The following is a 12,482-nucleotide window of genomic DNA, read 5'->3' as shown; positions in this document are numbered from 1 at the left end:
CTTTTTGTTTTCATTAAGCTATTCCTGATACCAAAATAGAGCGATTGCTCCTTCTCCTGCATGAACAGCAATGGAGGAGCTAACCTCTCCTATAACAATATGAATTTCTGGAATTACTTCTTCTATTTTTTGCTTTATTTCCATTGCCTTTTCTAGAAATTGGCCGTGCATGATGCCAATTTGTTTCACATGATGCTCTTCACAAGATTGTTTTAATAATTCGATTATTTTTGATAACGCTTTCTTTTCTGATCGAACACGATCAAATAATCCAAGCTCTCCTTCAGGGTTAATCGTAAGAATTGGTCTTATTTGAAGGAGATTACCAAGTAAAAATTGTGCCCCTGACATTCTTCCACCCTTATATAATTGCTCTAATTGGCTAATTAAAACAAAATTATTGCAGGTTGCTACTTGTTTTTTTAGTTGGGTAACTACATCCTTTATTTCTAGATTTTGTTCAATTAATTGTATGCCTTTAAGAATAAGTTCACTCATTCCGTATGAAATAGAAAGGGAATCAATGATTTCAATCTCTAAATCAACATGATTTGTTGCAGCAGCTGCACTTGATACAGTGCCACTTAATTTACTCGAGACATGAATTGAAATCACATAATCATACTCTTTTTGTAGTTGTTCATATAATTGAACAAATCGTCCGACTGATGGCTGCGATGTTTTAGGGACTTCTTTGTTGTTACGGATGATGTCATATAACTGTTCAGATGATAAGTCAATCCCATCCTCGTACTCACGCCCCTCTGATATTACTACAATAGGTACCACATATACATCAGGATGTTCTTGTAGCTCCTTTGATAAATATACAGTGCTATCTGTTACAAAAGCCACTTTCCTTTCCATATACTCTTCAGTCCCTTCTAATAGCTGGAATACTAATATTATACTGAATTTTCACAATAATACCAAGTATTAATAGCTGGTACTATAAAAATACTCCCTATAACGATTAGAAAAGAAAAGGCTGAAAGAGAGCTTTTGAACTCACCTTCAGCCAAATGAAGATATTTAGGTATTGTTTTCATGAGAAAATCATTAGTAAGTATTACATGTATGCGATGTTCGTTCATAATGCGTGAGGGTTATCTAATAAAGATTCCATTTCCTCTTCAGTTACAAATGTCCATTTTATATCCTTAAATCGATCTTTATCAATGAATTCAAGGAGTTTATCAATTTCTTCATGGTCAAGCTTCAATGTTCGTTTAATCATAACTTCCTCTCCTTCTGTAGTTTATATAAAAATACGGAAATAAGATTCTGTATTTGGGGGTCAGGTAGGTAAGGAAGGAAAAGAGATTCATTTAATTTTGTATTAGTTATTGTGATGCAGGCGCACTGTAAGCTATGTATTACGATAATTCTCTAAATCCACTAGGTGAGTGGTTAGTTACTCTTTTAAAATTACGATTGAACGATCGCAGGTTATTATAACCACAATTTAATGCAATTTCACTAATAGATTGCTGACTATTTTTTAATAGATAACAAGCCTGTGATATTCGATAATGATTCAAGTATTCAGTGAAACTCATGTTTGCCATCTGAATAAAGAGTTTTGACAAGTAAGCATAATCGTATTGTAATTGTTTAGAAATTACCTTTAGTGTGCAATCCTCACTATAATTTTGATCAACATAAAGTAGAATTTTATGTAAGACTTTTGTTTTAGATGAATGCTCTACTGGAATGAATGATGTATGATCGACGAGTCTTCCACAAATATCATATAGAAAGCTTTTTTGACGATATATCGAATCTAGTATAGTTAAATTGGGGATATCATTTATGTGAATAACATTATTTTCAGGAACATAGCCCTTATATTTCATAAAAAAATGCCCAATTAATTCAGGTGAAAAGATAACAATTGTAATATCGGACTGATTCAATGTTTTAAACTCATGCATTTGATTATTAAAAATGAAAGCGATGTCATTTTGGTGCATTATATACTCTTTATGGTCAATCGTAACAATCAATTCTCCCTCATTGACGAAGATAAGCTCGTAAGCACGGTGAAAGTGTAAAGGAAAGGTTTGATTAACTGATTTAAAAGTTTGAAAAGATTCTTTTTCCTCAACACCATGATGCTCGAAAAAAAACATAAGTTTCACCCTCCTGAAAATAAACACCAATATTGTCTTACATTATACTATGTTTTGAATAGAAATAGCTTTAGTTTTACTCCTATAATAAAGCTAGCTGTGATTATATGAAGGAGGAACTAAAATGACTTTTGAATATCATGTTGCAAAGAATGGCTCTGATACTGCTGAAGGAACGAAAGAGAATCCGTTCTTGACGATCAATAAAGCCGCTTCTGTTGCGGTCGCAGGAGATACAATTATTGTCCATGAGGGAGAATATCGTGAATGGGTAAAACCAAAGCATTCGGGATTAAGTGAGTATAGAAGAGTTACATATCAAGCAGCTGTAGGTGAAAAGGTAGTAATCAAAGGCTCAGAGCAAATTCAAGATTGGAAACAAGTAGACGGAACGATTTGGGAAGTCAAATTAGCTAATACGTTTTTCGGTGAATTTAATCCATACAAAGAAGAGATTTTCGGTGACTGGGTTGTGTATAATCCTGGAAGACATCTTGGTGATGTTTATTTAAATGGTATGTCTTTTTATGAGGCTGAAACCTTTGAACAGTTGAAAAATCCTGAAGTGAAAATGCAGGTGTTAGATCATTGGACGAATACGGTTGTACCTGTATCAAACCAAGAACAAACGAAATACGTTTGGTATGCGGAAGTAGATGAAAAGTATACGACCATCTATGCAAATTTTCATGACGCTAATCCTAATGAGGAATTAGTTGAAATCAATGTACGAAAAGCGTGTTTTTATCCAGAACAAGTTGGCATTAATTATATTACGGTAAGAGGCTTTGAAATGGCTCAAGCAGCTACTCCTTGGACTCCACCAACAGCTGATCAGCCAGGACTCATCGGGCCTCATTGGAGTAAAGGCTGGATTATCGAGGACAACATTATCCATGATGCAAAATGTAGTGCGATTAGTATTGGTAAGGAGGCTTCGACAGGTCATAATTATCGTACGATCCGTAAAGATAAGCCAGGCTATCAATATCAATTAGAATCCGTCTTTTCTGCTAGACAAATAGGATGGAGTAAAGAAAAAATCGGCTCCCATATTATTCGTAATAATACGATTTATGATTGTGGTCAAAATGGTATTGTTGGTCACCTAGGTTGTGTATTTAGTGAAATTTATAATAATCATATTTATAACATTGCTTTAAAGCGGGAGTTCTATGGCCATGAGATAGCTGGTATTAAGTTGCATGCAGCAATTGATGTGCAAATTCATGATAATCGTATTCATGATTGTTCGTTAGGAACTTGGCTAGATTGGCAGACACAAGGTACAAGAGTAAGCAGAAATTTGTATTATCGGAATAACCGTGACTTGTTTGTCGAGGTGAGCAGTGGTCCATATATTGTTGATCATAATATATTAACCGCAGACTATGCGCTAGATAACCATGCACAAGGTGGAGCTTATATTAACAATATCATTCGCGGAAAAATGGTTCATCGTAAAATGCTTGATCGTGCAACGCCATATCATGTGCCGCATAGTACAGAAGTGGCTGGTTTTGCTCCAGTATACGGGGGAGATGATCGATTCTATAACAATATCTTTATTGGTGATGTGAATCTAGAAAATGTTGGTACCTCTCACTATAATGGTTATCCAACATCTCTTGAGGAATATATCGAGACTGTACATCAAGAAGATGGAGATCATCAGTCCTTTAATAAAGTAGAACAGCCAGTGTATATAAACCGTAATGCGTACTTCAATGGTGCGAAACCATTCGCAAGAGAAAACGAGAAACTCGAAGCAGATCAATTTAATCCGCAAATTAAAATTGTGGAGTCTGGAAATGAAGTATATCTCCATCTTAATCTACCCGAAGATTTTGAGAGATTACTTGGAGACATTCCATCCACAAAAACGTTAAAAAGAGTACGTATAGTTGATGCGGAATTTGAGAACCCAGATGGAAGTGAATTAATTCTGGATATCGATTTTCTGGGTAATCAACGAGAAGCAAGGAGTGTATTGGGGCCAATCGCTCAATTTCAAAAAGGTGAAAATTATGTGAAGGTTTGGGGATAAGAATTTATTGTATCATCTCTACTATTCATTGATTAAGCTATTGAAATATAAGAGAATATACCTACAATGTATTTTGTAGGAGGAAATCAATGTTTAAGAGAATATTTGTTTTGCTTTTTCTTAGTATGGTTGTATCAGGTTGTAATGATACGACTGATCAAGATAAAGAAATTATGGAACTACAAACGAGTATCAGTCTAGAGGAAGCTAAAGAAATGATTGATTATACATCTCTTGGGGCACAAGATAAATTAATAAGTGTAGAAGTAGAAAATGGAGAAATTAAAGCAATGATAGAAATCGCTCCAGGTGAGTTGTTTGAAGCTGATGTTTTAGCAGTAAATAGGTATAGCCAGCTGTCAGACGAGTTGTTAAAACGTGATGATTGGGAAACCTTGACTGTTGAATTTGTAGATGTAGGTACAATAAGTATGAATCATTCGGAGAAAGAAACAAATGAATATGGGGATTATTTTCCAACTGCTGTAATTGAACAGCGATTAAAATAAAAAGCATAGCGGAAGGTGTTATCACCTTCCGCTGTTATATTTAGCAAGGATTTATGTTCTGAAGAGCGGCTGGGAAGCGTCTTGGTCTGATTAATCCAAATTAGATATATACTCTTCACTTCTTATTTTTGATTAATTTTAACATCATCCCCGCTGCGGCATTTTGCCCAAAAAATTGATTAGTCGTTCCTGTAAAATATAGGTCAGTCCCTGGATGGTAAAATGAAAAAGCTCCTGTTTGCCCCCAATGCCCTATCAAACCACTTTTTAATTCTTTTATAGATATAGGTTGATTTGCAATTCCAACCCCATAAAAGAATAATCCTGGGCCAAATAGGAGTTTCCAATCTTTAAGTTCTATGAAATATTCTTTCGGAAAGAAATGTCCATTAAAAAATGCCTTTAAAAATACCATAGATTCCTTCGCAGTTGATACAATACCGCCTTCTGGTCCAATAGATGACATATATTTGGGTAGATGGAGTTCCTTGTCTTTATAATACATAGTGGCAGGTTGAGTGTCATCCACATCCTCAAATAAGTACGTATCCACTAAATTCAGTTCGTTAAAAATATATTCTTTGAAAACCGTATGGATATCTTTTTTTATTATTGTTTCAATAATTCTACCTAAAAGTTGAAAATTTGTATCAGAGTATTGAGTCTTTTTTCCAGGTGCAAATTTACGATTTTTTTGTTTGGCACTTTCTATTACTCTATCAAAGCCCCAACTTTGATCTTTTCCTGCCACTAATTCCTTCACCGCATCAGAGGAAAAGTAGTCAGGTATTCCAGACGTATTGGACATTAAATGTTTGATAGTTATATCTTTGGAGTAGTCTTTACCCTTATATATGTGGAGTTCGTGTAGGGTTTCATCTGAAAAATATTCGGAGATTTTATTGTCTAATTGTAAGTGGCCTTCTGATCTTAATTTAAGTATTACAGTTGTTACATATAATTTAGTTACACTTGCAATAAAATAAGGTTTATTTTTAGTTAGATTCCCAGCTCCGTATAGGAGTGATAAATTATTGTCCCCACTTTCAACACATAATACAGCACCATATATGTGTTTCTTTGATACAGAAGTTGACACGCATTCAGCAACAAATGATGGCTCAATTGTTTTTACCAACTAATATCCTCCTCTCAATTAAATGTTCTTACTATGGGTCTTCACTGAATTATATTCACAAACTAACAACATAAAACTTGAAAAATGGACGAAATCACTTCTATACAGAATGTGGCATTTCCTTGGAAATAGTCACGAAGATTGTCGAAAAAAAGAACGGAGGGTATTCCCTCCGTTTTCTATGATTATTTTAATTTTCTTCAATATATGTTGAAAAAGTGGTTACATACGATGGGCGTGGGTAATGAGTTTTTTCAATGCTAGCTTCTTTCGGTGTCTTTTTTTGTTTATGTGCATGTTCAAATGCCTTAGATTGCTTCCATTTTTTAAAATCTTCTTCATTCTCCCAGAGAGTCATAATAATATAGGTATCACTATTCAGTGGACGTAGAACACGTATGGCGATAAATCCCGGTTCTTTTTCAATTGAACCAGCTCTGTTTTTAAAGCGATATTCAAAAACGGGTCTTCCTTCATCAGTAACAGGTATATTATTACAGACAACGAATGCCTCATTTATAAGTTCTCCAACTGAATCAACCACTTCATATGTTCGCGGTTCACTGAACAGAGTAGGTCCACTCGTTTCATGGATAAGCAATCCTCGTTCATCATTTTGGAAAATAAAGATGGCTTCATTGGGATGGGTATTTACAAGCTTTATTAAATACTCTGGAGTCCCTTGTGTCATATAAACCTTCATATTAACACTCCTTATATTTTTAATTTATTATACCAGCTCTCACTAAGGAAATATTAGACAATAATTGATTTAATCATACATACTGTGAAAGTTTAACAGTCATAATATCTATAGGAGATAAAAGACTACAAAATTTGTCGAATTTACTATATGATTATGAAACAACCTCTATTGTAATTTCGTAGAAACAGATATCACAGTGATTTGGACAGCGAATGAAAGGGAGGTGCATGTACTATGAAAAAGAAGCTATTACTTTCTAGTGCAGCAATTGTATTTACCATCTTACTAAGCTTATTTGGTTATATTCTCATCCTATATGCTGGGGATTACGTAATAGATGAAAAGAAGCTTGTGATGAATTCAGCAACAAGGCTTGTAGATGAAAAGGGGCAGTTAATCTCGAAGCTGTATCTCGAAAATAGAGAGATTGTTTCAATTGATGATGTTCCTGAACATGTACAGAATGCGTTCGTAGCTGTTGAAGATACAAGATTCTATCAGCATCATGGGATAGATGTGAGGGCGGTTTTCAGAGCGCTGTATAAAGACATTATTGCAGGAAGTAAGGTTGAGGGTGGAAGTACAATCACTCAGCAGTTAGCTAAGAATGTCTTCCTAACTAATGATAAGACTTGGTTACGGAAAACGAAGGAAGTAATCATTGCCATTAACCTTGAAAAAAAATATAGCAAAAGTAAACTGTTAGAGATGTATTTAAATCAGATTTACTTTGGGCATGGAGCTTATGGGATACAATCTGCATCAAAGCTGTATTTTAACAAGGACGTTAATCAATTAACGGTTGATGAAGGAGCATTGTTAGCAGGAATCCCTAAAGCACCATCAACCTATTCTCCAATCGCTAACATGACAAAGGCAAAGGAACGCCGTGATCTTATTCTTAACCTAATGCAGACTCGCGGATATGTTACTCCTGAGGAAACCGTAAGATATCAAGGGAAAACGGTTCAGTTAGATGTCCATCAGCAATCTGCAGATCCTGCGTTATTGACTTATACTGATATGGTGTTTGATGAGGCTAAATCTGTCTACGGATTATCAAATGAAGAACTGCTTAGGGGTGGATATACCATTACCGTGCCACTTAATCGAGAAGTTCAAGACATAGCATACCAGCTTTTTCAAGATTCTTCATACTTTCCTGGTACAGATGAGCATGCTGAAGGTGCTTTCGTATTATTAGATAATAAAACAGGGGGAGTACTTGCTGCAATAGGCGGTAGGAATTATGTGCAAAAGGGTTTAAATCGGGTATTGGTCAATCGCCAGCCAGGTTCCACCTTGAAGCCATTAGCAGTATATGGTCCAGCTCTTGAAGAAGATAAATTTGAGCCATATTCAATGTTAGTTGATCAGAAACTATCTTATGGAGAGTATGAGCCGAAAAATTATAACAACATCTATAAAGAGAAAATTTCGATGTACGATGCTCTTCTCGAATCCTCCAATGCTCCAGCTGTTTGGATGCTAGATCAATTAGGTATTGATACTGGGAAGAAATATCTTTCAAAATCAGGGATTACGATCCCAGATAATGGACTTTCAATTGCTTTAGGAGGACTTGAAGAAGGAATATCTCCGCTTGATATGGCGAAAGCTTACCGCGCATTTGCCGCAAACGGACAAATCGTTCAGCCACATGTCATTTCAAAAATTGTTGATAGAAATCAGAAGTTAATTGGAAAACCATCCCTTGAGGAAAAGGATGTCTTCTCAAAACAAACAGCGTGGTATATGACAAGGATGCTAGAGGGAGTGGTTAGTGAGGGCACTGCAAAATCTGGCCAATATTCAGGTACATTAGCTGGAAAGACAGGGACAACGAATTTTCCTGGTAAGGAAGGTACCATTAAGGATGCTTGGTTTGTTGGATTTACACCGTCTGTTGTTGGGGCTGTTTGGATGGGTTATGATCGATCTGATCTGGAGCATCATCTAGAGCAGGGAAGTAGCTTTCCTACCCGTTTAATGAAGGATATACTTGAGAAGTCGAGCTTACCGAAGGAAGTAGCCTTCACAATGCCTTCTGATGTGACAGAGCTAGAAAGGCCAATTCGATTAGCAGACGTTAACGACTTAGCAGCTAATATCTCTTTTCGTCCATTAGGATTGTTTACTGTTTCTTTACAGTGGACACCTGCTGATGATGAAAGAGTTGAGTATCGTATTTATAAAAAAACAGAATCAGACGATGAATTAATAGCCAGTGTTGAAGGAGAGGGAGCCTATGAGCTTGAGAATGTTAATATCTTTTCTCTTCCATCATATTATGTAGTTCCTTATAATACACAAACTGATGAAGTAGGCAAGCCTTCAAATATGGTTCGTCCAGAATTCTTTTCTAGGAATTGAATATTTGGCTATTTTGTGACATTTGAGCATGAATCTATGCAAAAGAGAACAGAAACAATTATAGTGAAAGAGGTGAAACTTGGCGATAGCCAAGTTTTACTTCTGAAAATAAACCTTATTATTAATATGTTTTTTTGAATACATAATAAAGATAGTAAATTTGTTTTTTATGAAAGGGGATAAATAAATGAGCAAGATAACAAATGATACATTTTTAAAGGCTGCAAAAGGAGAAGAAACAAAACATGTTCCGTTATGGTACATGCGACAGGCTGGACGATCACAGCCAGAATATCGTGCATTAAAGGAGAAATATAGTTTATTTGAAATTACGCATCAACCAGAGGTCTGTGCTTATGTAACAAAGTTACCAGTTGATCAATATAATGTGGACGCTGCCATTCTCTACAAAGACATAATGACACCGCTACCTGCAATTGGTGTGGATGTTGAAATAAAGTCAGGAATTGGGCCGGTTATCAGTAATCCAATCCGTTCTTTGAAGGATGTAGAGGCTTTAGGTGAAATTCATCCTAAAGATGATGTTCCATATGTATTGGATACGATCAAACTACTTACGGAGGAACAATTAACTGTTCCATTGATTGGTTTTGCTGGAGCTCCATTTACAATTGCTAGCTATATGATTGAAGGGGGTCCTTCAAGAAACTATAACAAAACAAAAGCATTTATGTATGCAGAACCGAAAGCATGGTTTGCTTTAATGGATAAGCTTGCTACAATGACAATTACTTATGCGAAAGCACAGATTGACGCTGGCGTTAGTGCGATTCAAATCTTTGATTCATGGGTAGGGGCACTTAATGTAGCTGACTATAGACATTTTATCAAGCCAGTTATGCACCGTATTTTTACTGAATTACGTGCAGAAGGAGTACCTTTGATTATGTTTGGTGTTGGGGCAAGTCATTTAGCACTTGAATGGAATGATCTTCCTATTGATGTGGTTGGACTAGACTGGCGCTTACCAATTAGCCAAGCAAGAGAAATGGGAATCAATAAAACGGTTCAAGGGAATTTAGATCCTTCAATTTTATTAGCACCATGGGAAGTAATCGAAGAAAGAACAAAAGAAATACTAGATCAAGGCATGAAGCAACCAGGTTATATTTTTAATTTGGGGCACGGTGTATTTCCTGAGGTTAACCCAGATACACTTAAGAGGTTAGCTTCCTTTGTTCATGAGTATTCTATGAAATAAGAAGCATCATCATTTACATATTCTATCCATTAAATTATAATAAGTATTATATAGAAGTGATTATAAATAGTTTGGAAGAAGGATCCCAGGCTGATTTATAACGCATTGGAACAATTAGTTGCGTTAAAATAAGCCTGAATTATTTTGTTAAGAGGTGTTTTCTATATGAGCAAGAAAAGAATGGGTCTACTAGTTATGGCTTATGGAACTCCATATAAAGAAGACGATGTTGAACGGTATTATACACATATCAGGCATGGACGAGCACCATCAGATGAAATGCTTCAAGATCTAAAGGATCGTTATAAAGCAATCGGTGGTATTTCGCCTTTGGCTAAAATCACTCAGGAGCAAGCAAAAAGCCTCGAAGAGCATCTTAATAAGGTACAGGACGAAATTGAATTCAAAATGTACTTAGGCTTAAAGCATATTGAACCGTTTGTAGAGGATGCGGTTGAACAAATGCATAAGGACGGTATTGAAGAAGCAGTAAGTATTGTATTAGCACCACATTTCTCTACTTTTAGTATTAAATCTTATAATGGACGAGCAAAGCAGGAAGCAGAAAAATTAGGTGGCCCTTCAATCATTTCTGTTGAGAGCTGGTATGATGAGCCTAAATTTATTCAATACTGGTCAGATAAGGTGAAGGAGACATTCTCATCTATGTCTGAGGCTGAACGTGAGAAGGCAGTCTTGATTGTTTCAGCACATAGCTTACCAGAAAAAATTATTGCTGCCGGTGATCCTTATCCTAATCAGCTTCAAGAAACGGCGGATTTGATTGCTAAAGCAGCAGGTGTTAAGAATTACGAAATTGGCTGGCAAAGTGCAGGAAATACACCTGAGCCTTGGATTGGGCCAGATGTACAGGATTTAACGAGAGAATTACATGAATCAAAAGGGTATGCTTCTTTCGTTTATGTACCTGCTGGATTTGTATCAGATCATTTAGAAGTATTATTTGATAATGACGTTGAGTGTAAGGTTGTTACGGATGAAATTGGAGCAGCCTACTATCGACCAGAAATGCCAAATGTTCAAGAACAATTTATTGATTGTTTAGCAACAGTAGTGTTAAAACATATTTCCTAATCAATAATTAAATGGACGCTCCTATTCTTGCTGATAGTCAAGATTAGGGGTGTTTTTCTTTAAAGTCTGTAAAAAATATGAGCAAAACTTCTAAAAATTTCAAATTGGTGATTGATTAAATAGCACATTCATTTTATACTTAAATGAAAACGATTACATTTAAGGAGAAAAAACATGTCGACAATCGAGGATGTTGCAAGGCTAGCAGGCTTGTCAAGGACAACTGTTTCAAGAGTGATTAATAATCATCCCTATGTATCTATTGAAAAGAGACAATTAGTGGTTGATGCAATGAATCAATTAGGCTATGTTCCAAACTCTGCAGCGAGAAGCTTACGTAATCAAAAAACGGGAATGTTAGCCGTATTAATTCCAAAAATTACGAATCCCTTTTACAGCCAATTAATTGAATCGATGGAAATAGCGGCATCGGAACGGGGATATCAATTAATTGTCTGTCAAACAAGATATTCAAAAAAGAAGGAGCTCACGTATTTAAATCTTTTAAAAACGAAGCAGGTGGACGGAGTCATTTTAGCTTCTATTCAAAATGACTGGGAGCTGATTGAAGGCTATTTACAATATGGCCCTATTATTTTGTGTAATGAAGAAGACGATCAAGCAACAGTATCTGGGGTCCATATAAACCAGGAATATGCGGGCTATATTGCAACAAAGCATTTAATAGAACAGGGGCACCGCCGAATTGCTTTTTGTTGTCGTAGCCAAAGTAAGGTTGGCAATAAAAGAGAGATTGGTTTTTTGAAAGCGCTACACGAGAGTGGGTTAGCTTTTAATGAGCAACATGCTTTTAGAGATACTGCAAGTATTCAAGATGGAAAAGACGTGTTTCATAGAATTAGAGAAATGAATGATAAGCCAACAGCTATTTTCACTGGCGGTGATGAAGTGGCAGCGGGCATAATCTCCGAAGCGAAGAGGTTTAACTGGAGAATTCCAGAAGACTTAGCGGTTATCGGATTTGATAATCAAGCAATCGCAGAATTAATGCAACCAACGATATCGACTGTTCATCAACCTATTCAGCAAATGGCATCAATTGCGTTAGAGACGTTGGTTGAAAGATTATATAGTAAAAACAACCAATCTCGTGAAGAGCATGTACTGACAGTAGAGTTAGTAATAAGAGAATCAACGGTTGGTTCAAAGATTATACGAGTATCTGAACGAAATCTACTTCAGCAAGGGTAAAACAATAAAGTCCTTCAATCAAATGTCTAGCAATTTGATTGAAGGACT

At 35.9% G+C, this 12,482-nt stretch carries 11 protein-coding genes; 6 read left to right on the top strand and 5 right to left on the bottom strand.

From position 1 onward, the window contains the following. Positions 1–18: 18 nt before the first annotated feature. The 3 genes from F7888_RS01440 to F7888_RS01430 form a co-directional block, all read right to left on the bottom strand. On the bottom strand, positions 19–867 hold the full coding sequence (locus tag F7888_RS01440) for a DegV family protein (RefSeq protein ID WP_191776519.1): 849 nt from the start codon (positions 865–867) through the stop codon (positions 19–21). Positions 868–1,090: 223 nt separating this feature from the next. Further along, positions 1,091–1,237 carry a hypothetical protein gene (locus F7888_RS01435; protein WP_191776517.1) on the bottom strand — a complete coding sequence of 49 codons (147 nt, stop codon included), beginning with the start codon at positions 1,235–1,237 and terminating at the stop codon, positions 1,091–1,093. Positions 1,238–1,376: 139 nt separating this feature from the next. After that, positions 1,377–2,132: an AraC family transcriptional regulator gene (locus F7888_RS01430; RefSeq protein ID WP_191776515.1), complete on the bottom strand. Its 756-nt coding sequence runs from the start codon at positions 2,130–2,132 to the stop codon at positions 1,377–1,379. A 124-nt stretch (positions 2,133–2,256) separates the two neighbouring features. Here F7888_RS01430 and F7888_RS01425 point away from each other — a divergent pair, with 124 nt between their 5' ends. Both F7888_RS01425 and F7888_RS01420 read left to right on the top strand, forming a co-directional pair. Continuing rightward, positions 2,257–4,179, top strand: a complete 1,923-nt coding sequence (locus F7888_RS01425) for a right-handed parallel beta-helix repeat-containing protein (RefSeq protein WP_191776513.1) — start codon at positions 2,257–2,259, stop codon at positions 4,177–4,179. A gap of 89 nt (positions 4,180–4,268) precedes the next feature. Further along, entirely contained in the window at positions 4,269–4,688 is a 420-nt protein-coding gene (locus F7888_RS01420) for a hypothetical protein (protein ID WP_191776511.1), read from the top strand. Between the two features lie 115 nt (positions 4,689–4,803). Here F7888_RS01420 and F7888_RS01415 read toward each other — a convergent pair whose 3' ends face one another. Beyond that, positions 4,804–5,826: a serine hydrolase domain-containing protein gene (locus F7888_RS01415; RefSeq protein ID WP_191776509.1), complete on the bottom strand. Its 1,023-nt coding sequence runs from the start codon at positions 5,824–5,826 to the stop codon at positions 4,804–4,806. Between the two features lie 190 nt (positions 5,827–6,016). Continuing rightward, a complete protein-coding gene (locus tag F7888_RS01410) occupies positions 6,017–6,529 on the bottom strand; it encodes an antibiotic biosynthesis monooxygenase family protein (RefSeq protein ID WP_191776507.1) in 513 nt (170 codons plus the stop codon). Between the two features lie 237 nt (positions 6,530–6,766). On the opposite strand from F7888_RS01410, the gene F7888_RS01405 reads away from it, so the two are divergent. The 4 genes from F7888_RS01405 to F7888_RS01390 all read left to right on the top strand — a co-directional run bounded on the left by F7888_RS01405 (position 6,767) and on the right by F7888_RS01390 (position 12,434). Continuing rightward, on the top strand, positions 6,767–8,905 hold the full coding sequence (locus F7888_RS01405) for a transglycosylase domain-containing protein (RefSeq protein ID WP_191776506.1): 2,139 nt from the start codon (positions 6,767–6,769) through the stop codon (positions 8,903–8,905). Between the two features lie 187 nt (positions 8,906–9,092). After that, positions 9,093–10,127, top strand: a complete 1,035-nt coding sequence (gene hemE, locus F7888_RS01400; protein ID WP_191776504.1) for a uroporphyrinogen decarboxylase — start codon at positions 9,093–9,095, stop codon at positions 10,125–10,127. A 165-nt stretch (positions 10,128–10,292) separates the two neighbouring features. Beyond that, a complete protein-coding gene (gene hemH / locus F7888_RS01395; protein WP_191776503.1) occupies positions 10,293–11,222 on the top strand; it encodes a ferrochelatase in 930 nt (309 codons plus the stop codon). Between the two features lie 174 nt (positions 11,223–11,396). After that, positions 11,397–12,434 (top strand): LacI family DNA-binding transcriptional regulator, encoded by a 1,038-nt coding sequence (locus F7888_RS01390; RefSeq protein ID WP_191776501.1) that lies wholly within the window; start codon positions 11,397–11,399, stop codon positions 12,432–12,434. The last annotated feature ends 48 nt before the right edge of the window (positions 12,435–12,482 follow it).

It is taken from the genome of Litchfieldia stipae (genome assembly GCF_014837155.1).
Classification (GTDB): domain Bacteria; phylum Bacillota; class Bacilli; order Bacillales; family Bacillaceae_L; genus Litchfieldia.
Note: the sequence above shows the minus strand (reverse complement) of the source record. Positions and strands in the feature narration are given on the sequence as shown.